This window comes from Aeromicrobium terrae (genome assembly GCF_008039565.1).
Taxonomy (GTDB): Bacteria; Actinomycetota; Actinomycetes; order Propionibacteriales; family Nocardioidaceae; genus Aeromicrobium; species Aeromicrobium terrae.
Genome location: NZ_VDUX01000005.1, coordinates 40,706 through 61,909 on the forward strand (window position 1 = coordinate 40,706; position 21,204 = coordinate 61,909).

Sequence of the window (21,204 nt, forward strand, 5' to 3'; positions counted from 1 at the left end):
TGGCGTATCGAAACCACGTCCGCGGCGAGCCCGATGACCTGCGAGGTTTCGTCACCCTGACGCCTTCGGCGTGACGCGCTCAACCTCCTCAGACGCTCGCTCGCCAGGGCTCGCTCGGCCTTCGGACGTAGGTTGGGCCCATGATCGACTGGAACGTCGCGCTGCAGACGGCGTCGCGGCTCTCACGACCCGGGCCTGACCTGTCGGCCGCCGAGGTCGACGACGTGGTCGCCGAGCTGCGCGAGGCGGCGGCCGTCTCCGAGGCGCCGGTGCGCGAGTTCACCGACCTGGAGTCGAAGGCGCACGCGCCGGTCCTGGTCGTCGACCGGCGGCGCTGGGTCGAGGCCAACCTCGCGACGTTCCGGATCATGCTCGAGCCGGTCATCGACCGTCTCGCGTCGGAGAACAAGCTCCCCACCGGCGCCGCGCGGTCCGTGGGCTCCAAGCTCACCGGCGCCGAGGTGGGCGCGCTGATGTCCTTCATGTCGGGCAAGGTGCTCGGCCAGTTCGACCCGTTCACCGACGCCCCGTCCGCGCCCGACGGCCGGCTGCTGCTCGTCGCGCCCAACATCGTGCAGGCCGAGCGGCAGCTCGACGTCGACCCGCACGACTTCCGCCTCTGGGTCTGCCTGCACGAGGAGACCCACCGGGTCCAGTTCACCGCCGTCCCGTGGCTCCGCGACCACCTGCGCGAACTCATCGCCGAGTTCGCCGAGTCCACCGAGCTGGACTCCGCCGCCCTCACCCGGTTCGTCAGCGACGGCGCGGCCGAGCTGATCCGGATCCTGCGGGGCGAGTCCGAGTCGTCGCTGGCCGACCTGTTCCAGAACGAGCAGCAGCGCGAGATCGTCGGCCGCATCACCGGCATCATGTCGCTCCTGGAGGGCCACGCCGACGTCGTGATGGACGGCGTCGGACCGGAGGTCATCCCGAGCGTCGCGGAGATCCGCGAGAAGTTCGAGCGCCGGCGCAAGGGTGCCGGGGCGGTCGACCGGGTGCTGCGCCGACTGCTCGGCCTCGAGGCCAAGATGCGCCAGTACCGCGACGGAGCCGTGTTCGTCCGCGAGGTCAACGACAAGGTCGGCCGCGACGGCTTCAACGCCGTCTGGGCCGAGCCGGCGAACCTGCCCACCCAGACCGACATCCTCGACCCCGCGGCCTGGGTCGCCCGCGTCCACGGCTGACGTCCACCGTGGGAGTGACGTTTTCGCCCGGATTTGACCGATTTATGGGCGAAAATGTCACGCTCAGCGGGAAGGTGGGCTGATGGGACCGCGGCTGGATCCGGCGGTGGCGGAGGGGCGACGCGCCGTGCTCGCGGCGCTGACGGACCTTGAGCCCGGCGCGCGCGTCGAGGTGGCGCTGAGCGGGGGAGCCGACTCACTAGCCTTGGCCGCCTGTCTGGCGTTCCTGGCACCGCGCGAGGGCTGGCTCGCCGGCGCGGTCGTCGTCGACCACGCGCTCCAGGACGGTTCCGCCGTCGTCGCGGAGAAGGCCGCTGCCCAGGCTCGCGAGCTCGGGCTGGAAGCCGAGGTCGTCCGCGTCGACGTGGGCACCGACGGAGGACCGGAGGCCGCGGCCCGCGACGCGCGGTACGGCGTGCTCCGCACCCGCCAGGCCGAGGCCGTCCTGCTCGGGCACACGCTCGACGACCAGGCGGAGACCGTGCTCCTCGGGCTCGGCCGCGGCTCCGGGCCCCGGTCGCTGGCCGGGATGCCGGAGCGCGACGGCCTCGTCCGCCGTCCGTTCCTCGGCCTGCGCCGCGCCGACACCGAGCGCATCTGCACCGCCTCCGGCCTGACGTGGTGGACGGACCCGCACAACACCGACCCGTCGTTCCGGCGGTCCCGCCTCCGCCACGAGGCGCTGCCGCTGCTCGAGGACGTCCTGGGCGGCGGCGTGGCCGAGGCGCTCGCGCGCACCGCCGAGCAGCTGCGCCAGGACACCGACCTGCTCGATGCCCTCGCGGCCGACGTCGCCGAGCCGCACGACGTCGAGACCCTGGCGGCCCTGCCGCCCGCGCTGCGGTCGCGCGTCCTGCGCCGCCTCGCCCTCGACGCCGGGGCGGACGCGTCGGAGCTTGCGGCCGTCCACCTCCGGGAGCTCGACCGGCTGATCACCGACTGGCACGGCCAGCAGCGCGTCGAGCTGCCGGGCCGCGTGAGCGCCGCGCGGGTCGACGGAGCGCTCCGCTTCGCCACGTCCTAGGGTGATCCTCGTGGATCAGCAGCACGTCGAGGGCGACCTCGATCTCGAGCAGACCCTGTTCACCGAGGACCAGATCCTCAGCCGGCTCCGCGAGATGGCGGCGGAGATCGAGCGCGACTACGACGGCAAGGACCTCCTGCTGGTCGGCGTGCTCAAGGGCGCGGTCATGGTGATGGCCGACCTCGCGCGCAGCCTCGACCGGCACGTCGAGATGGACTGGATGGCGATCTCGTCGTACGGGTCCGGGACCAAGTCCTCCGGTGTCGTGCGCATCCTCAAGGACCTCGACACGGACCTCGCCGGCCGGCACGTGCTCGTCGTCGAGGACATCATCGACACCGGCCTCACGCTGTCCTGGCTGATCGCGAACCTGCGGTCCCGCGGCCCGGCGTCCGTCGAGATCGCCACGCTCCTCCGCAAGCCCGAGGCCCTGCAGATGGACGTCGACGTCCGGTACGTCGGCTTCGACATCCCCAACGCCTTCGTCGTCGGATACGGCCTCGACTACGCCGAGCGCTACCGCAACCTCCGCTGCATCGGCACGCTGTCGCCGCACGTGTATTCGTAGGCGATCAGCGTGTTTGCCGAGGGCGAACAGCGGAACGTGGGGCGGTGGCCGCTCGTTCTAGAGGTGACCGGGCGGCGTGTACCGTCTGACTACCGACGACACCCTCGAGGAGGAGTGGGGCTTCCCCGCTGCTGTCCATGATCTCCAAGCGCCTGTTCCGCGGTCCGTGGCTGTGGATCGCCATCATCGCCGCCATCGTCATCGGCGTCCTCCTGACGTCCGGCTCCGACGGCAGCCGTGAGATCCGCACGGCCACGATGGTCACCTACCTCCAGGACGACAAGATCAAGGACGTCACGTTCGTCGACGGCGACCAGGAGATCAAGGCCACCCTCAAGGACGGCAAGAAGGTCCGCGCCAAGTGGCTGGGCGACCAGGGCGCGCGCCTCGTCGAGCAGGCCGAGAAGAAGGTCGCCGACGGCAAGCTCAAGACGTTCGACGTCGAGGTGCCCAAGCAGAGCGCGTTGATGACGATCCTCATCAACTTCCTGCCGCTCGTGCTCATCTTCATCCTGCTGCTGTTCTTCCTGAACACCATGCAGGGCGGCGGCGGACGCATCATGCAGTTCGCCAAGTCGCGCGCCAAGCTCATCACCAAGGACACCCCCAAGACCACGTTCGCCGACGTCGCGGGCTGCGACGAGGCGATCGAGGAGCTCGGCGAGATCAAGGAGTTCCTCCAGGAGCCGGCCAAGTTCCAGGCCGTCGGCGCCAAGATCCCCAAGGGCGTGCTTCTGTACGGCCCGCCCGGCACCGGCAAGACGCTGCTGGCCCGCGCGGTCGCCGGCGAGGCCGGGGTGCCGTTCTACTCGATCTCCGGCTCCGACTTCGTCGAGATGTTCGTCGGCGTCGGCGCGAGCCGCGTCCGCGACCTGTTCGAGCAGGCCAAGCAGAACGCCCCGGCCATCGTCTTCATCGACGAGATCGACGCCGTCGGCCGGCACCGCGGCACGGGCATGGGCGGCGGCCACGACGAGCGCGAGCAGACGCTGAACCAGCTCCTCGTCGAGATGGACGGCTTCGACGTCCGCGGCGGCGTCATCCTGATCGCGGCCACCAACCGGCCCGACGTCCTCGACCCCGCGCTGCTGCGCCCGGGCCGCTTCGACCGTCAGGTCGGCGTCGAGGCTCCTGACCTGCAGGGACGCACCCAGATCCTGCGCGTGCACGCGCGGGGCAAGCCCATCGGCACGGACGTCGACCTCGAGGCCGTCGCCCGCCGCACACCGGGCTTCAGCGGCGCCGACCTCGCGAACGTGCTCAACGAGGCCGCCCTGCTCACCGCCCGCAGCAGCCAGAAGACCATCGACGACGCCGCGCTCGACGAGGCCATCGACCGCGTCATGGCCGGACCTCAGAAGCGCACGCGCCTGATGAACGACCACGAGCGCACCATCACCGCGTACCACGAGGGCGGCCACGCGCTCGTCGCCGCGGCGCTCCCGCAGAGCGACCCGGTGCACAAGATCACGATCCTGCCCCGCGGCCGCGCCCTCGGCTACACGATGGTGCTGCCCGACGAGGACAAGTACTCGCAGACGCGCGCCGAGCTGCTCGACAAGCTCGCGTACATGCTCGGCGGCCGCGCGGCGGAGGAGCTCGTCTTCCACAACCCGACCACGGGCGCGGGCAACGACATCGAGAAGGCCACCAACCTGGCGCGCGCCATGGTCACGCAGTACGGCATGACGGAGCGCCTCGGTGCGGTGCGCTTCGGCGACGACGACTCGCAGCCGTTCGTCGGCCGCGACATCGGCCACGCCCGGAACTACTCCGAGTCCGTCGCCGGCGTCATCGACGAGGAGATCAAGAAGCTCATCGACCAGGCCCACCAGGAGGCCTTCGACATCCTCGAGGAGAACCGCGACGTCCTCGACACGCTGGTCGTCGAGCTGCTCGAGCGAGAGACGCTCGACAAGGCCGAGGTCGCGGAGATCTTCCAGCCCCTGCGCCGCCGCGAGATCCGCCCGGCCTGGACCGGCTCGGAGACCCGGGCGCCGTCCTCCATCCCGCCGGTCGAGGGCTCCACGAACGGTCGCGGACCCGAGACCGGTGTCGTGGTCGGTCCCGACTCCGGGCCAGACGCGCCGAGCCCCGACCAGCCCGCCCCCGAATGAGCGTCGACCTGCCGCGCGCAGAGGCCGCGGTCCGCGAGCTGCTCATCGCCATCGGCGAGGATCCTGAGCGCGACGGGCTGCGCGACACCCCGCGCCGGGTGGCCAAGGCGTACGACGAGCTGCTCGCCGGCATGGACCAGGACCCGCGCGAGGTCCTCACCGCCACCTTTGACGTCGGTCATGACGAGCTCGTGCTGGTCAAGGACATCGAGCTGTGGTCGATGTGCGAGCACCACCTGGTGCCGTTCACCGGCGTCGCGCACGTCGGCTACATCCCGCGCGAGGGCGGCCACGTCACGGGCCTGTCGAAGCTGGCCCGCCTGGTCGACGTCTACGCCCGTCGCCCGCAGGTGCAGGAGCGGCTCACCACGCAGATCGCGGACGCGCTGACCGAGGTGCTGGAGCCGCGGGGCGTCATCGTCGTCATCGAGGCGGAGCACCTGTGCATGTCCATGCGCGGCGTCCGCAAGGGCGGCGCCAAGACCATCACCAGCGCCGTGCGGGGACAGCTGCTCAACCCGGCCACCCGCGCCGAGGCCATGGGCCTCATCGGGCACCGATCGGGGTCATGAGCGAGATCCTGCGGGACCTCGGACGCTGCCGTGTGATGGGCGTCGTGAACGTCACGCCCGACTCGTTCTCCGACGGCGGGAGGTGGCTCGACCCGCCCACCGCCGTGCGGCACGGCCTCGACCTCGTGGCCCAGGGTGCGGACCTCGTCGACGTCGGGGGTGAGTCCACCCGGCCCGGCGCCCTGCGCATCGACGCCGAGGAGGAGCTGCGCCGCGTCATCCCGGTGGTCACCGGGCTCGTGGCGGAGGGTGTCACCGTCTCCGTCGACACGATGCGGTCCGAGGTGGCCGAGCGGGCGCTGGAGGCAGGTGCGTCGCTGGTCAACGACGTGTCCGGCGGCCGGGCTGACCCGCGGATGACCAAGCTCGCCGCCCAGGCCGGCGTCCCGATCGTCCTGATGCACTGGCGCGGGCACTCCGACTCCATGCAGAAGCTCACCCAGTACGACGACGTCGTGGCCGACGTCGTCCGCGAGCTGACCGCCCAGGTCGACGCGGCCCTCGGCGCCGGCGTGCGCCCGGAGCAGGTGGTGGTCGACCCGGGCCTCGGCTTCTCCAAGACCGGCGACCAGAACTGGACGGTCCTGGCGAACCTGCATGCGTTCACCGAGCTGGGGTACCCGGTGATGGTGGCGGCCAGCAGGAAGCGCTTCCTCGGCGAGCTGCTCGCCGAGGGCGACGAGCTGCGGCCCACTGACGACCGCGAGGACGCCACCGCGGCCCTGACCACGGTCGCGGCCCGGGCGGGCGTCTGGTGCGTCCGCGTCCACGAGGCAGGTCCCTCCGCGGATGCTGTCCGCGTGGTCGCGCGGCTGGCGCAAGAGGAGGGACGGTGAGCGACGTGCTGAGCACGCACCGGGCGTTCTACGACGCGGTGGAGACCGGTGACGTCGACCTGATGTCGTCGCTGTGGGTGGACGACGTCCATACGTCGTGCGTGCATCCCGGCGCCGAGCCGCTGCGCGGCACCGACGCGGTGCTCCGGTCCTGGACCCTGCTGATGGCGAACGTCGGCTACATCCAGTTCTTCCTCACCGACGTCGAGGTCAACACGATGCCGCCCGGCGCGGAGGAGCCCGACACGGCCGTCGTGACCTGCACGGAGAACATCCTGTCCGGCGAGGGCGTGGAGTCCGTCGACGCGTTCAGCGGCGGCAAGGCGGTCTGCACGAGCATCCTGGTCCGCGACCGGTCGAGCGGGCCGTGGAAGTTCTGGTCGCGGCACGCCTCCCCGGTCATCGACATCGATCCCGAAGCCCCCGAGGAGCCCTGAGCGATGGCATGCCCTGACGGCCTGGACCGCATCGACCTCCGCGGCGTCACCGCCCGCGCGCACCACGGCGTCTTCGAGCACGAGCGGCGCGACGGGCAGACGTTCATCGTCGACGCGAGCCTCGGCCTCGACCTCGGACCGGCCGCTCGGGGCGACGATCTGAGCGCCACCGTCGACTACGGCGTGCTGGCCCAGGGCATCCACGACGAGCTCGTCAGCGAGCCCGATGACCTCATTGAGTCGGTCGCGCTCCGTATGGTGGACTTGTGCTTGTCGCACCCCCAGGTGCGGTGGGCTAGCGTGACGGTGCACAAGCCCGAAGCGCCCATCCCGGTGGCATTCACCGACGTCAGCGTGACGATAGAGCGGAGCAAGCAGTGACCGAGTCGCCCACACCGTACGTGCTCGACGCGGACACGATGACGGGTGGCATGAGGCCCATCCGCCAGGCCGTCCTGTCGCTGGGCTCGAACCTCGGTGACCGGCTCGCGCGCCTGCAGGGCGCCGTCGCGGCGCTCGAGGACACGCCTGAGGTCACTATCGTGGCGGTCTCCTCCGTCTACGAGACCGAGCCGATCGGCGCGACCGCGGACTCGGGCCCGTTCCTCAACTCCGTCGTGCTCATCGACACGACGCTCACCGTGCACACGCTCCTCGACCGCGCCCTCGCGATCGAGGAGGCGTTCGGTCGCGAACGCTCCGAGCCCGGCGCCCCGCGCACGCTCGACGTCGACCTGCTGGTCGTCGGCGACCGTGTGTGCGACGACGAGCAGCTCACGCTCCCTCACCCACGCGCGCATGAGCGTGGCTTCGTGCTGGTCCCGTGGCTGGAGATCGATCCCGAGGGCGAGATCCCCGGCCAGGGGTTCTTGGCCGACCTGATCAGCCAGGTCGACACGACCGGAGTCACCAAGCGCGAGGACCTCGAGATCATCTTGTGATGCCGGGCCGGCGTACCTCCGCGCTGTTCGTCGCTCTGCTCGTCGCCGGCGGACTGGTCATCGGCCTCCTGGTGCGTCCGATCGCCGATCGTCTCGACCGGCACGCCCCGCTGGTCGGCTGGGGCGCCGCAGCCGGCCTGTTCGTCATCGCTCTCGTCGTCGGCGGTCTCGCCTGGAGCACCTGGCAGAGCCTGCACAAGCAGGAGCGCCGGATCTCCTCCGATCACGCGCTCATGCTGCTGGCCACGTCGAAGTCGTGCGTGATCGTCGGCTGCCTCTGCATCGGCGGCTACGGCGGCTACGCGCTCGCGTTCCTCGGCGACGTCGACACGCCGCTCGGCCAGGACCGCGCCGTGCACAGCGGGTTCGCCGCCGGAGCGGCCGTCCTGGTCCTCGTCGCCTCCCTGCTGCTGGAGCGCGCGTGCCGCCTCCCCGAGGACGACGACGAGAACGGGTCCAAGGGCCGCAACGCCCCGGACGCCACCCCGGCCTGAGTCAGCCCAGGACCACGTCGCGCAGCGTGCCGAGGCTGACGCTGCCCACGGCGAGTGCCTGGCGGTGGAAGTCGCGGGGGTCCCACGCGTCGCCGGCGGCGGCCCGGGCGTCGTCGCGCAGCTGCTCCCACAGTCGCTGCCCGACCTTGTACGACGGCGCCTGTCCGGCCCAGCCGAGGTAGCGGTTGACCTCGAACCGCACGAACGGCGCGTTCATGTTCACGTGCTGCGCCATGAAGCCGAACGCGGCATCACCGGTCCAGGTGCTCTGCTCATCTCGCCGCCCACGGCCCGGCACCCCCGCCAGGGCGGCCGGCATCGGCTTCTCCAGGTGGACGCCGATGTCGAGCACGACCCTGGCGGCCCGCATGCGCTGGCCGTCGAGCATGCCCAGCCGGTCGGCGGGGTCGTCGAGGAAGCCGAGGTCGGCCATCAGCCGCTCGGCGTACAGGGCCCAGCCCTCGCCGTGCCCGGAGTTCCAGTTCATGCTGCGCCGCCAGGCGTTGAGCTCGCCGCGGTTCCACACGGCGTAGCCGCACTGGAGGTGATGGCCGGGGACGCCCTCGTGGTAGACGGTGGTGCGCTCGCGCCAGGTGCCGAACTCGGTGACGCCCTCGGGGACGCTCCACCACATGCGGCCGGCGCGGGCGAAGTCCTCGCTCGGCGGGGTGTAGTAGATGCCGCCCAGCTGCGTGGGCGCGATCATGCACTCCAGCCGGCGCATCGGCTCGGGCACGTCGAAGTGGACGCCGGCCAGGTGATCGATCGCCTCGTCGCTGGTCTCCTGCATCCACGCCTGGAGGGCGTCGGTGCCCTGCAACATCCGGGACGGGTCGGCGTCGAGGTGCGCCACGGCATCGGCGACCGTCCCGCCGGGCACGATCTGCCGCGCGATCGCCTCCTGCTCGGCCACCATCCGGGCCAGCTCCTCGACGCCCCACTCGTAGGTCTCGTCGAGGTCGATCTCCGCGCCGACGAAGCCACGAGACGCCAGCGCGTACACGTCACGCCCGACGGCGTCGCGCTCCCGGGCGTGCGGGGCGAGGTCGTCACGGAGGAACCGGGCGAGCACGCTGTAGGCGGCGCGGGCCGACTCCGCCCCGCCCTCCAGGTCGGCGACCAGGGACGCCGGCAGACCGGCGTCGCCGCCGCGGAGGGCGAGGGCGGCGAAGAAGCCGTCCGGCTCCGCCTGCCGCTCGACCTGGTCGGCCACCTCGACCACCTGGCGGATCGCCGGGGTGTCGCCGGCCTCGATGCCGGCGCGCAGCGACTCGACGTAGCCGTCGACCGCCGCGCGGACGTTGCCCAGTCGCGTGGCGACGTGGGCCCAGTCGGCGGCCGACGCGGTGGGCATCAGGTCGAAGATGTCCCGGACGTTCTGGGCCGGCGACGCGATGACGTTGAGGTCGTGACGCCAGAACCCGGCGTCGTGCTGCTCGACGGCGATGCCCAGGACGCGCTGCAGCTCGAGCTTCGTCACCTGGTCGACCGCGTCGGCGGGCTCGGCTGCGTCCACGCGCGCCAGCATGGCCGCCGTCGCCTCCCGGCGCGCCGCGTGGCCGTCGGGGGAGAGGTCGCCGTAGTCGCCCTCGCGGCCCGGCCGGCCCAGCTCGACGTGCCACTCCGGGTCGAGGTCCAGGAGGGTCTCGGCCCACTCGTCCGCGAGCGCGTCGAGGTCGCTCGGCTGCCGTTCGGTGGTCACTTGTCGATGTCACCCACGACGAAGAACATCGACCCGAGCACGGCAACCAGGTCGGCCACCACGCAGCCGGCGACGATCTCGGGCAGCACGGCCACGTTGTTGAACGAGGCGGTGCGCAGCTTCATCCGCCACGGCGTCTTCTCGCCGCGCGAGACCAGGTAGTAGCCGTTGAGGCCCAGCGGGTTCTCGGTCCACACGTACGTGGAGCCCTCCGGCGCCTTGAGGATCTTGGGCAGCCGGACGTTGACCGGCCCCGGCTCGAGGTCGGCGAGGCGGGCGATGCAGGCGTCGGCCAGCCGGAGCGACGTCTTGGCCTGCTCCAGCAGCACGGCGAACCGGGCGTAGCAGTCGCCCTCCTGCCGGACGGGCACGGTCAGCGAGGCGCCCAGCTCGGCGTAGGCCAGGTAGGGCTCGTCGCGGCGCAGGTCGATGTCGACGCCGGAGGCCCGGGCGATGGGGCCGGAGACGCCGTACGCGTGCACGAGCTCCGGCGACAGCACGCCGACGCCCTTCGTGCGGGCCGCGAAGATCTCGTTGCCGAGCACCAGGTCCTCGATCTGCCGGAGCCTCGAGCGGACGGTGGCGACGGCGGCGTCGGCCCGGCCGAGCCAGCCGGCCGGGAGGTCCTCCTTGAGGCCGCCGACCCGGTTGAACATGTAGTGCATGCGGCCGCCGGAGACCTCCTCCATGACCTCCTGCAGCGTCTCGCGCTCGCGGAAGGCGTAGAAGATCGGCGTGATCGCGCCCAGCTCCAGCGGGTACGAGCCGAGGAACATCAGGTGGTTGAGAACGCGGTTCAGCTCCGCCAGCAGGGTGCGGATCCAGGTGGCCCGCTCCGGCACCTCCATGCCGAGCATGTCCTCGACGGCCAGGGCGACCCCGAGCTCGGAGCTGAACGCGCTCAGCCAGTCGTGGCGGTTGGCCAGCACGATGATCTGCCGGTAGTCGCGGACCTCGAAGAGCTTCTCGACGCCGCGGTGCATGTAGCCGATGATCGGCTCGCACGCGACGACCCGTTCGCCGTCGAGCGTCAGCCGCAGGCGCAGCACGCCGTGCGTGGCCGGGTGCTGCGGGCCGATGTTCAGAACCATGTCGGTGGTCGCGAACCCGGCGCCGCCGACGGTGGTGGTGACCTCCGTCATCGCGCGAACCACCGCCGGACCCGGCGGACGACCTTGCGGACGAGACTGACGAGCGTCGTGCGCTCCAGGGTGTCGATCCGGGCGGTGAGCTCCTCGATCTGACGCCTCTGCGCGGCCAGCTTGTCCTCGGTGGTGGCGAGGATGCGCGCGTGGCGGCTCCCGGCGCCGCGCCACGGCGGGTGCGGGTACGGGTGCTCGTACGCCTGGGCGTGCCGGGTGATGTCGAGGACCATGCCGTCGCGCAGCCACTGCAGCCGCGAGGCGATCTCGCTCCCGTCAGCCGCGACGAGCGGGTGGACGGGCGGCGGGAACGTGGCCGCGGCGAGGCGGGCGTCGAACTCGGCTCCGGAGCGGCCGTCCTGCCAGCGGTGCTCGAGCCCGTTGCGCTCCAGAAACGCGGTGAAGCGGGCGAAGCCCTCGGGCAGCGCGGCGTTGAAGCCGTCGAGGTCGGCGGCGTCGAACAGCTCCTCCGCCTTGACGTCGGCCGACAGCTCGGGCATCGACCGCACCGGCATGCGGTGGTAGTCGGCGAGCTCGGACGTGCGCGAGTCGTGCGCCAGGAGCATGGCCGGGGTGCCGGCGAGGAGCGCGGCGACGTTGCCGTGGAACCGGGTGCCGTACGCGAAGTCCTGCGTGGCCAGGAAGTCGTACCAGGGCCAGGTGTCGAGGAACAGCCGCATCCGGTCCTGCTGGTACAGCGGGTGGTGGAGGTGGACCGGCACCGCGAGGTCGTCGACGTGCGGGAACGGCACGCCCCACAGCAGCAGCCGGAGGTCGTTGGCGTCCTGGCCGATGTAGGTGAGGTTGGGGTGCCGCTCGGCTTGCGCGGTGGCGAACGCGCCGACGCCCGGTACCTCTGGCGTCAGGTTCAGTGCGAGCGGGCTGTCCGTGTCGATGGACGCGACCCGGCGCTCGACGCGGTGGTCGGGCCCGTGCAGGAAGAGCGACGGGCAGCCGATCACGTCGATCGAGTCGGCGGGGAAGCCGAGTCGCTGCAGGTAGGAGCTGGTGAACTCGCCGCGCACGCCGATGGAGGCCGACCGGTCGAGCACCTGAGCGACGAACCGGCGCACGGAGTCGTCGATCTCCGACAACGACTCCACGCCTTGGCCGTGCGCGGCCTGCGCACCGATGCCGACCACCGTGACCGGCACGGTGACGCCTTCGAGGAGCTCGCTCAGCCGGTCGAGGCGGGGCGCGAACTCGGGGCGGAACGCGTTGGCGAGCGGGATGACGACGTGGTCGAACGTCTCGTTGATCCGGTCGGCGTCGCCCGGCTCCGGCGAGGTGCGCTCGGAGAGCGTGCTGTTGCTGACCAGCTCGGCGCCGTCGATCGCGAGCGCCTTCCAGACGGAGTGCTGGAAGAGGTAGTTGCCCGAGTTCGAGTTGAAGACGTCCTGCGTGAGGGTCGACTCGGCGACCACCGGCGTGAACGGATCCTTGCCCGAACGGATGAGCAACCGCGCCATGGGCTCAGTCTGGCACGCGGGTGTCGGTCGTCAGCCACCAGAAGTCGCCCCATCCGCCCCGTGCTCGCAGCTCGGCGGCCTCGCCGGCCCTGGCGAGCGCAGCGACGTACCCGGACGGGTCCGACGTCGCGAGGTCGAGCGGCGGCCGGGTGCCGTCCACGCCCAGGGCGGCGAGGGCGTCGCGCTGGCGCTGCAGCGTGGCCCCCGTGCGCTCCGCGACCGCGTCGACGGCGACGTGTGCCGTGACGTCGCGGCGGCCGTCCGGGGCCACGTCCACCTCCCGGCCCTCGGCGTACGACGTCAGCGTCCCGTACGGGGGTCGCGCGTCCAGCGTGTGGCCGTAGTCGACTGCGAGGGCCAGGCCGCGCACCCGGCCGACGGCGTCGGCCCAGGCGTCGTCGCGCGGCTGCCCCACCTCTGCCCGCGCGCCGGGCTCGGTGAGCGGCCACCAGCGGTCCAGCCAGTCCGACACATACGGGTCACCGAGGTGCTGGGTGCCGTCCGGCTCGACCTCGACCAGCCGCACGACTCCCTCGTCATCGAGCTCCACGACGTCGCAGGGAACGTTGTCGAGCCACTCGTGGGCGATCAGCAGGCCCTCGACGGTCTCAGGGAGCTCGTCGGTCCAGCCGACGGCGGCGGGGAGATGCGGGCGCGGGGCCAGCTCGACGCCGGTGAGCCGCAGCGACGGGTCGATCCCGTGGAGCACGGCCAGCAGCTCCCCGCCGCCGGCGCCCACGTCGACCACGTGGCCCAGCCCCTCCTGCGCGCACAGGCGGGCGATCGCCTCGGCGAAGACGGTGGAGGCGGTGACCGACGTCCGGAAGTGGTTGGCCGGGCGGTCCCGCCGGAAGAACCCGTCGGGGCCGTAGAGCGCGTGCTTCCAGGCGTCCCGCCACGGGACTGCGGAGGTCATGGCCACACCGTAGGCGTCGCTATGCTCGCGGCGTGTCGAGAGTGGCGGGGAGGGTGCGGAGGCTGCTCCGCGGACGCCCCGTGCGGCGGGGTCCGCTCCTGAGCGTGGTCGTCCCGGTCTACAACGCCGAGGACCACCTCGACGAGTCGTTGCGCTCCCTCCTCGGACAGCGCTACCGGCCGCTCGACGTGGTGGTGGTCGACGACGGCTCCACCGACGGCAGCGCCGAGATCGCCCGTCGTCACGCCAAGGACTCGCGGGTCCGGGTCATCACGCAGGCGAACGCGGGGGTCAATGCCGCGCGCTCGGCGGGCATCGCCGTCGCGACCGGCGAGCTGCTGACGTTCGTCGACGCCGACGACACCGTCACGCCCGACGGCATCGCGGCCGCGGTCCGCAGCCTGGAGGAGAGCGGCTCCGACGTCGCGGTGATGCCCTACGACCGCCTCGACGGCGAGCGCCATGTGCCGGCCGCCCCGTGGATCCGCGCGCTGCACCGCCGACCGGCCACCGGTGTGACCCTCGTCGAGCGGCCCGACGTCATGGTCAACACCACGGCCTGCTCCAAGGTCTTCCGCCGCTCGTTCTGGGACGCCGCGGGGTTGGAGTTCCCTCCGGGCAAGCGGTACCAGGACCAGATCCTCAACATCACGGCGTACCGCGAGGCGTCGGCCATCGACATCACCGACGTCGTCGGCTACAGCTGGCGCCGGCAGGAGACGTCGATCTCCCAGGGCCAGGTCACCGTCGAGAACGTCATGGCGCGGATGGACGTCGCCGACGAGACGCTGAGGCTGCTCGAGCCGCTGCCCGACGTGCGGGCCGAGCGTGCGCTCCAGCTGCTGCAGCACATGGTGCCCAACTCCTGCCTCAAGCTCGACCGCACCGACGACGACGCGTACCTCGCCGTCCTCGTCGAGCGGGTGCCGCGGCTGGTCTCCGCCGTGCCGGCCGACCGGTTCCGTGCTGAGGTCCCCGCGCAGTTCCGCGTGCTCTACGCACTCCTGGAGCAGGGCGAGCACGACCGCATCTGGCGGTTCGTCCGCGCCGAGGGCCTCCAGCCGCAGCTGCACCCGTGCGACGGCGCCACCGCGCTCCTGCCCGGCTGGGGCAGCGACCCCGTCCCGCCCGAGGCGTACGAGCTGACCGCCGACCAGGCGGCCATGCGCAGCTCGGTCCGCGACGTGCGGCGGACCCGCGACGGCGTGGAGATCGACGTCCGGGCGTGGTTCCCCTTCGCCGACGCCGCAGACCTGGTGGCCACGCTCGACGGCCGCCGGATGGACGTCGACCCCAACGGCGACGACGCCGTGTTCGTCTCGCGCGCCGGCACGGAGCGCGCCTACCCCGGCAGCGGCCGCACGCTCACCGGCCCCCGCCCCACCGACGGCGAGCTGGTGCTCGAGCTCAGCGTGCCCGGTCGTCAGGAGTCCCGGAAGCACCGCGTCAAGCCCCCCAGGCTGTGACGCGTCGCACGCGTCCTTCCGGTGTCGCGTGCTGGCGCCCCGGCATAGACTGAAGGTGTCCAAGACGTCTGGTACCCCTCGCGGGACTGGAACGAAAGAGGCAACAACGCATGACGCGTTCAACCGTTGGCGTGATCGGTGCCGGTCGAGTCGGCTCCGTCCTCGCCGCCAAGCTCCGCGCCGCCGGCCACCCGGTCCTCGTGAGCGCCCGCTCCGACGCCTCCGTGCTGCGCGTGCAGACGCTGCTGCCCCCGATCAATGGGCACAGTGTCGAGGTCCTCGACCCCGCCGAGGTCGTCCGCCGCTCCGACGTGCTGATGCTCGCCGTGCCGGACGACTCCCTCGTCTCGCTCGCCGAGGAGCTCGCGCCGCACGTGCGTGCGGGCCAGGTCGTGCTGCACACCAGTGGCCGCCACGGCACCGGCGCGCTCGAGGCGCTGGCTCGTCGCGGCGCTCGACCCATTGCCTTCCACCCGGCGATGACGTTCACCGGCACCGAGGTCGACCTGGATCGGGCGTGCGTCTTCGGGCTCACCGCAGGCCCGGCCGAGAAGGAGGTCGCGGAGTCGCTCGTCGCCGACCTCGGCGGCACGCCGGTGTGGATCGACGAGGCGGACCGCGTCACCTATCACGCGGCGCTCGCGCACGGCGCGAACCACCTGGTCACGCTGGTCTCGCAGTCGATGGACCTGCTGCGCGGCGTCATGGCGGAGGAGGCCGGCGCTGCCGACCCCGCCGCCGTCCTGCGGCCGCTGCTCGGCGCCGCCCTGTCCAACGCGCTCGACTACGGCGACGCCGCCCTCACCGGTCCGGTGAAGCGCGGCGACGCCACCACCGTCCGGGCGCACCTGGACGCTCTCGAGGACACCGAGGTCCGCGACACCTACGTCGCGCTCGCCCGCGCCACGGCCGACCGCATCGGCCGCGACTTCGACGAGCTCGCCGGCGAGCGGATCGAGGCCTGACCATGGTCACCGTCGTCCGTACGCCTCAGGAGCTCGCCGACGCCCGCGGGGCGTCCACCGTCGCGCTCGTGCCCACGATGGGCGCGCTCCACGACGGCCACGTGCAGCTGATGAAGCACGCCCGGCCGCTCGCCGACACGCTCGTCGCGTCGATCTTCGTCAACCCCACGCAGTTCGCGCCGGGAGAGGACTTCGACACCTACCCGCGCACGTTCGAGGCCGACCTCGAGCGTTGCGACGAAGCCGGTGTCGACGTCGTCTTCGCCCCCGAGATCGAGACGATGTACCCGAACGGCCTCGACGGCGGCATCGGCATCGAGCCGGGCCCGCTCGGCACGATCCTCGAGGGCGCGTCCCGTCCGACCCACTTCGCCGGCGTGCTGCGCGTCGTGGCCAAGCTGTTCGGCCTGGTCCGTCCCGACGTCGGCGTGTTCGGCGAGAAGGACTACCAGCAGCTCGTGCTCATCCGGCAGATGGCGAGCGAGCTGCGGCTGGGCGTCGACGTCGTCGGCTGTCCCACCGTGCGCGAGGCCGACGGCCTGGCCCTCAGCTCGCGCAACCAGTACCTGTCCGACGCCGAGCGGCAGCAGGCCACCGCGCTCTCGCGCGCCCTGCGCGCCGGAGCGGCGGCGGGCGACCAGGGTGCGGAGGCCGTCCTCGCGGCCGCGCACGCCGTCCTCGACGACGCCCCCGGCGTCGACCTCGACTACCTGGCCCTGACGAGTCCCGACCTGGGCGATCCTGTCCCGGGTCACGACGCCCGGCTGCTCACGGCGGCACGCGTCGGCACCACGCGTCTGATCGACAACGTCTCACTCACGCTCGGAGGGGCCTGACATGTTGCGCACGATGATGAAGTCCAAGATCCACCGTGCCACGGTGACGCAGGCCGACCTGCACTACGTGGGCTCGGTGACGGTCGACGAGGACCTGCTCGACGCGGCGAACCTGCTGCCGGGCGAGCTCGTGCACATCGTCGACATCGACAACGGCGCGCGCCTGGAGACCTACACGATCGCCGGCGAGCGCGGCTCGGGCGTGATCGGCATCAACGGCGCCGCCGCCCGGCTCGTGCACCCTGGTGACCTGGTCATCCTCATCGGCTACGGCCAGATGGAGGACGCCGAGGCGCGGGAGTTCGAGCCGAGCGTCGTGTTCGTCGACTCCGAGAACCGGATCATCGGCACCGGCTCCGACCCGGCCGAGGCGCTGCCCGGCTCGGGCCTGATCCGCGGCGATGTGATCGGCGGGGGTGCCGGGCCGCGGGCGGCTGATGTGGTCGACAATCCCTTGGTCAGTCACTGACATGTCGCTCCTCGCGCTGGACATCAGCAACAGCCACACCACGCTGGGCATCTTCCGCGAGGAGGAGCTGAGCGCACACTGGACCGTGGCGTCCGACGTCCGGCGCACGTCCGACGAGTGGTACCTGGTGCTCCAGGGCCTGGTGACGCGGACGACGCTCGCGGAGGTCACCGCGGTCAGCGTCTGCTGCACGGTGCCGTCGATCCTGGTCGAGATCCGCGCGATGATCGAGCGCTACTACGCCGGTGCCCCGGTCTCGATCGTCGGCCCGGGCGTGAAGACCGGCGTCTCGATCAACACCGACAACCCGCGCGAGGTCGGCGCGGACCGCATCGTCAACGCGCTCGCCGTCGCCGAGCTGTACGGCGGCCCCGCGATAGTCGTCGACATGAACGGCACGGCCACGATCTTCGACGTCGTCGACGAGGACGGCGCCTACCTCGGTGGCGCCATCGCCCCGGGCGTGGAGATCTCCCTCGAGGCGCTCGCCCGCCGCGGCGCCCAGCTGCGCAGCGTCGAGCTCGCCAAGCCGCGCGGCGTCGTCGGCAAGAACACCGTCGAGGCCGTGCAGTCGGGCGTCGTCTACGGCTTCGCCGGCCAGGTCGACGGCATCGTCCGCCGCATGATCGACACCATGGACGTGGACGCCGAGGACGTCGCCGTTGTCGTCACCGGCTCGTTCCCCGACGCCGTCGTCGACCACTGCGAGACCATCACCGCCCGCGACCCGTTCCTCACCCTCACCGGCCTACGGCTGGTGCACGAGAAGAACCACGACTGACGGCTACTCGAACCGCTCTCGAGGCGTCGCGGGCTCCTCGCGGGCCCACTTGGGGAGGATGAACACGCCCTCGGCCTCGACGGTGACGCCCTCGGCGTCGCTGATGTGGCCGACGGCGTAGGTCTTGATGCCCTCGACGCGGTCGATGTGGGCCTCGGCGTGCAGGTCGCCCAACGGGGTGCCGCGGCGGTAGCGGAGGGTCAGGGTGCCGGTCATGCCCGGCTTGCCGCCGGCGCCGGCCGCTTCACCGAGGATCTGGTCGAGGATCAGGGCCGCGACGCCGCCGTGCACCAGGTGCGGCGGGCCCTCGTAGCCGGCGCCGAGGTGGAAGTCGGACCACGCCTTGCCGACGGGGTCGCGCTTGACCTCCAGCGGGGGAGCGACCGGGTTGCGGAGCCCGACGACGGCGTTGCCCCAGGCGCGGGCGTGCCCGTCGGCGTTGAAGCGGATGCCGTACGAGGACTCCATCTGCTGCTCGCGCAGGCGCTTGGTGATCGCCTCGACCTCGGACTGGGCCTCGCGCACCGTCTCCTCCGGCACCTCGGTGCGGATCACGGCGTCGGCCAGCTCCCGGACGGCCTGGGCGAGCGGTCCGTAGAGGGCCTCCTGCCGGGCGAGCTCGTCGGGGCCGATCTCGTCGTGGACGTAGCCGTGCATGCGCTCGATCCTAGGGAAGGGCCCGATCGAGCCACCGGCCGCCACTAGATTGCTGCCGTGCGCGCGATCTCGGTGGCCGCAGCCGCACTGGCGGCGGCGCTCGTCCCGGCGTCGTGCAGCCTGCTGCCACCGGACGACCCGGTGCGCGTCGCCGACTGGTCCGTCGAGGACGGGTCGAAGGGCACGGCTCAGGAGCGGCTGGACTTCGCCGAGGGCACGCTGAAGATCAAGCGCACGGCGACGTTCTCGGTCCGGATCCCGTCCGCGCCCTTTTCGACGACCGGCAGCTTCGACCTGAAGCGCGAGGCGGCCGACTACACGCTCAAGGTCAAGGTCGGGAAGGTCACCACGCGGGTGCGCACCCGGCTCGTCGGCGGCCGGTCGTACGTCCAGTTCGCCACGAACGACCCGCAGGGCAGCGCGTTCCAGCAGTGCTGGGTGCGGTACGAGGGCGACGTCGACGCCGCACCGCTGCCGTACGCGGCGAGCCTGGTGCTGGACCCCGTCGCCATGGGCGTCGTGGAGGACGAGAAGGACGCGGTGCTGGCGCGCGTGCGCGTCCTCGACGCTCTCGGCGCCGCGCTGCCGAAGCTGGTCACCAAGCTGCCCGAGGACTTCGACCCGGACGCCCGCATCCCGGCCCTGGTGACACTGCGCGGCAAGACGTTCGCGTCGGTCACGTACGACCTCGTCGACCTGAAGAAGGCGCTGAAGGAGCAGGAGATCGACCTGGAGAAGCTCTCCGCCGACGCCAAGGACTCCGGGCGGGACTTCATCGACAACGCCACCGTGACCGTGCGGTACACGGGCATCGGGTCGAAGGCCGACATCCCGAAGCCCCCACGGCGGACGGTGATGACCGTCGACGCGTCGAAGCCGGACGCCACGCCGAAGCTCTGCGCGGACGCTCGGTAGCGTCGCGGCTCCGCCGCTAGCGACCGAGATCCCTGCCGCCGACGACGCTCGGTAGCCTGACCCGTGTGAGTGCCGACGAGTCCGCCGACGACCTGCCCGAGCAGCTGCGGGTGCGGCGCGAGAAGCGTCAGCAGCTGGTCGACCGCGGCGAGGACCCCTACCCGGTCGTCGTCGAGCGCACCCACACCCTGCGGCAGGTCGTCGAGGCGCACGACGCCGAGGCGCTGGGTCCCGACGTTCACACCGGCGAGACGGTCTCGATCGCCGGCCGCGTCATCTTCCTGCGCAACACCGGCAAGCTCTGCTTCGTCCGGCTGCGCGAGGGCGACGGCACCGAGCTGCAGGCGATGCTGTCGCTCGACCTCGTCGGCGAGGAGCGCTTGGCCGACTTCAAGAGCCTTGTCGACATCGGCGACCACCTGGCTGTCACCGGTGAGGTCATCACCAGCCGCCGCGGCGAGCTGTCCGTCATGGCCACCACCTGGCAGCTGGCCGCCAAGACCATGCGGCCGCTGCCGGTCGAGCACAAGCCGCTGTCCGACGAGGCGCGCAGCCGCATGCGCTACGTCGACCTCATCGTCCGTCCCGAGGCCCGCGACAACGTCCGGGTGAAGGCCAAGGTCCTGCAGTCGCTGCGTGCGACGCTCGACGGCCGCGACTTCATCGAGGTCGAGACGCCCGTCCTGCAGCACACCAACGGCGGCGCGGCGGCCCGCCCGTTCGACACGCACATCAACGCGTTCGACGAGGACGCCCTGCTCCGCATCGCCATCGAGCTGCACCTCAAGCGCGCGCTCGTCGGCGGCGTCGACCGCGTCTACGAGATCGGGAAGACGTTCCGCAACGAGGGTGTCGACAACACCCACAACCCCGAGTTCATGATGCTCGAGGCCTACGAGGCGTACGGCTCCTACGACACGATGGCCGACCTCACGAAGGCGCTCGTCGTGAACGCCGCGCGGGCGGTCGGCAAGACCGTCGTCCCGGCCCGCGACGGGTCCGAGATCGACCTCGAGGGCGAGTGGCGGCGCGCGACGCTGCACCAGCTGGTCTCGGAGGCCGTCGGCCAGGAGATCACCCTCGACACCCCCGTGGAGGACCTCGGCGCGATCGCCGACAAGCACGAGGTGGCCCTGCGCCCGGAGTGGGGCACCGGCGAGATCGTGCTCGAGCTGTTCGAGAAGCTCGTCGAGCACACCCTCATCACGCCGACGTTCGTGTGCGACTACCCCGAGTCGGTCCGCCCGCTGGCCAAGCGCCACCGCACCACGCCGGGCCTGGTGGAGGCGTGGGACCTGATCATCAACGGCGTCGAGCTGGCCCCGGCGTACTCCGAGCTCAACGACCCCGTCATCCAGCGCGAACGTCTGGAGGCGCAGGCCCGGCTGGCCGCCGCCGGCGACCCGGAGGCCATGGACGTCGACGAGGACTTCCTCCGCGCCCTGGAGTTCGGCATGCCGCCGGCCGGAGGCATGGGCCTCGGCGTCGACCGCCTCGTGATGCTCCTGCAGGGCATCGGCATCCGCGAGGCGATCCTCTTCCCGCTGTCCCGCCGCGAGTAGTGGTTGGTTTACCAGGTTCAGTAGGCAAACTTCGCTCGCGATACGACGTCCCGAGGCAAACCTGCACATCCCAGGGCAGATTTGCCTACAGATGTGTCGGCTTGCCTACTGAACCTGGTAAACGTCCCGATGCCGTGTGCGAAGTAAGGGT

At 71.7% G+C, this 21,204-nt stretch carries 22 protein-coding genes; 17 read left to right on the forward strand and 5 right to left on the reverse strand.

Annotated features, from left to right (window positions below; genetic code table 11):
* The first annotated feature begins 140 nt into the window (after positions 1–140).
* From FHP06_RS11260 to FHP06_RS11305, 10 genes are all read left to right on the forward strand, one after another.
* Positions 141–1,184 (forward strand): zinc-dependent metalloprotease, encoded by a 1,044-nt coding sequence (locus FHP06_RS11260; protein ID WP_147686802.1) that lies wholly within the window; start codon positions 141–143, stop codon positions 1,182–1,184.
* An 82-nt stretch (positions 1,185–1,266) separates the two neighbouring features.
* Entirely contained in the window at positions 1,267–2,208 is a 942-nt protein-coding gene (gene tilS / locus FHP06_RS11265) for a tRNA lysidine(34) synthetase TilS (protein ID WP_187271906.1), read from the forward strand.
* A 10-nt stretch (positions 2,209–2,218) separates the two neighbouring features.
* The gene (hpt, locus tag FHP06_RS11270) at positions 2,219–2,776 is read left to right on the forward strand and encodes a hypoxanthine phosphoribosyltransferase (protein WP_147686806.1); all 558 of its coding nucleotides are present in this window, start codon (positions 2,219–2,221) and stop codon (positions 2,774–2,776) included.
* A gap of 137 nt (positions 2,777–2,913) precedes the next feature.
* Positions 2,914–4,893, forward strand: coding sequence for an ATP-dependent zinc metalloprotease FtsH (gene ftsH, locus FHP06_RS11275; RefSeq protein ID WP_147686808.1), 1,980 nt, complete (start codon positions 2,914–2,916; stop codon positions 4,891–4,893).
* Positions 4,890–5,465 carry a GTP cyclohydrolase I FolE gene (gene folE / locus FHP06_RS11280; protein ID WP_147686810.1) on the forward strand — a complete coding sequence of 192 codons (576 nt, stop codon included), beginning with the start codon at positions 4,890–4,892 and terminating at the stop codon, positions 5,463–5,465. The genes ftsH and folE overlap by 4 nt, the downstream gene beginning before the upstream one ends.
* Entirely contained in the window at positions 5,462–6,301 is an 840-nt protein-coding gene (folP, locus tag FHP06_RS11285; RefSeq protein WP_230973490.1) for a dihydropteroate synthase, read from the forward strand. Before folE ends, folP begins: the two co-directional genes overlap by 4 nt.
* Positions 6,298–6,738, forward strand: coding sequence for a nuclear transport factor 2 family protein (locus tag FHP06_RS11290; RefSeq protein WP_222706457.1), 441 nt, complete (start codon positions 6,298–6,300; stop codon positions 6,736–6,738). Before folP ends, FHP06_RS11290 begins: the two co-directional genes overlap by 4 nt.
* Before the next feature lie 3 nt (positions 6,739–6,741).
* The gene (gene folB / locus FHP06_RS11295; RefSeq protein WP_222706458.1) at positions 6,742–7,119 is read left to right on the forward strand and encodes a dihydroneopterin aldolase; all 378 of its coding nucleotides are present in this window, start codon (positions 6,742–6,744) and stop codon (positions 7,117–7,119) included.
* Entirely contained in the window at positions 7,116–7,679 is a 564-nt protein-coding gene (gene folK, locus FHP06_RS11300; protein ID WP_147686812.1) for a 2-amino-4-hydroxy-6-hydroxymethyldihydropteridine diphosphokinase, read from the forward strand. The genes folB and folK overlap by 4 nt, the downstream gene beginning before the upstream one ends.
* Positions 7,679–8,173, forward strand: a complete 495-nt coding sequence (locus FHP06_RS11305; protein WP_147686814.1) for a DUF3180 domain-containing protein — start codon at positions 7,679–7,681, stop codon at positions 8,171–8,173. Before folK ends, FHP06_RS11305 begins: the two co-directional genes overlap by 1 nt.
* A 1-nt stretch (position 8,174) precedes the next feature.
* Here FHP06_RS11305 and FHP06_RS11310 read toward each other — a convergent pair whose 3' ends face one another.
* From FHP06_RS11310 to FHP06_RS11325, 4 genes are read right to left on the reverse strand one after another with little or no spacing between them, the layout of a single operon-like run.
* The gene (locus tag FHP06_RS11310; protein ID WP_147686816.1) at positions 8,175–9,875 is read right to left on the reverse strand and encodes a DUF885 domain-containing protein; all 1,701 of its coding nucleotides are present in this window, start codon (positions 9,873–9,875) and stop codon (positions 8,175–8,177) included.
* The gene (locus FHP06_RS11315; RefSeq protein ID WP_147686818.1) at positions 9,872–11,017 is read right to left on the reverse strand and encodes an NADH-quinone oxidoreductase subunit D; all 1,146 of its coding nucleotides are present in this window, start codon (positions 11,015–11,017) and stop codon (positions 9,872–9,874) included. The genes FHP06_RS11310 and FHP06_RS11315 overlap by 4 nt, the downstream gene beginning before the upstream one ends.
* Positions 11,014–12,486, reverse strand: a complete 1,473-nt coding sequence (locus FHP06_RS11320; protein WP_147686820.1) for a polysaccharide pyruvyl transferase family protein — start codon at positions 12,484–12,486, stop codon at positions 11,014–11,016. The genes FHP06_RS11315 and FHP06_RS11320 overlap by 4 nt, the downstream gene beginning before the upstream one ends.
* Before the next feature lie 4 nt (positions 12,487–12,490).
* Positions 12,491–13,402, reverse strand: coding sequence for an SAM-dependent methyltransferase (locus FHP06_RS11325; RefSeq protein ID WP_147686822.1), 912 nt, complete (start codon positions 13,400–13,402; stop codon positions 12,491–12,493).
* Positions 13,403–13,506: 104 nt separating this feature from the next.
* Between FHP06_RS11325 and FHP06_RS11330 the strand changes: the two genes are divergently transcribed.
* From FHP06_RS11330 to FHP06_RS11350, 5 genes are all read left to right on the forward strand, one after another.
* A complete protein-coding gene (locus tag FHP06_RS11330; protein WP_147686823.1) occupies positions 13,507–14,868 on the forward strand; it encodes a glycosyltransferase family 2 protein in 1,362 nt (453 codons plus the stop codon).
* A gap of 86 nt (positions 14,869–14,954) precedes the next feature.
* Complete coding sequence (locus FHP06_RS11335; protein ID WP_269140142.1) at positions 14,955–15,833, forward strand: Rossmann-like and DUF2520 domain-containing protein; 879 nt, start codon at positions 14,955–14,957, stop codon at positions 15,831–15,833.
* A gap of 2 nt (positions 15,834–15,835) precedes the next feature.
* On the forward strand, positions 15,836–16,669 hold the full coding sequence (panC, locus tag FHP06_RS11340) for a pantoate--beta-alanine ligase (protein ID WP_147686827.1): 834 nt from the start codon (positions 15,836–15,838) through the stop codon (positions 16,667–16,669).
* Position 16,670: 1 nt separating this feature from the next.
* A complete protein-coding gene (panD, locus tag FHP06_RS11345) occupies positions 16,671–17,138 on the forward strand; it encodes an aspartate 1-decarboxylase (RefSeq protein WP_147686829.1) in 468 nt (155 codons plus the stop codon).
* A 1-nt stretch (position 17,139) separates the two neighbouring features.
* On the forward strand, positions 17,140–17,919 hold the full coding sequence (locus FHP06_RS11350) for a type III pantothenate kinase (RefSeq protein ID WP_147686831.1): 780 nt from the start codon (positions 17,140–17,142) through the stop codon (positions 17,917–17,919).
* A gap of 3 nt (positions 17,920–17,922) precedes the next feature.
* Here the strand turns inward: FHP06_RS11350 and FHP06_RS11355 are convergent, their stop codons facing one another.
* The gene (locus FHP06_RS11355) at positions 17,923–18,576 is read right to left on the reverse strand and encodes a PaaI family thioesterase (protein WP_147686832.1); all 654 of its coding nucleotides are present in this window, start codon (positions 18,574–18,576) and stop codon (positions 17,923–17,925) included.
* 57 nt (positions 18,577–18,633) lie between these two features.
* On the opposite strand from FHP06_RS11355, the gene FHP06_RS11360 reads away from it, so the two are divergent.
* On the forward strand, positions 18,634–19,491 hold the full coding sequence (locus tag FHP06_RS11360; RefSeq protein ID WP_147686834.1) for a hypothetical protein: 858 nt from the start codon (positions 18,634–18,636) through the stop codon (positions 19,489–19,491).
* A gap of 65 nt (positions 19,492–19,556) precedes the next feature.
* Positions 19,557–21,053, forward strand: a complete 1,497-nt coding sequence (lysS, locus tag FHP06_RS11365) for a lysine--tRNA ligase (protein ID WP_230973491.1) — start codon at positions 19,557–19,559, stop codon at positions 21,051–21,053.
* The last annotated feature ends 151 nt before the right edge of the window (positions 21,054–21,204 follow it).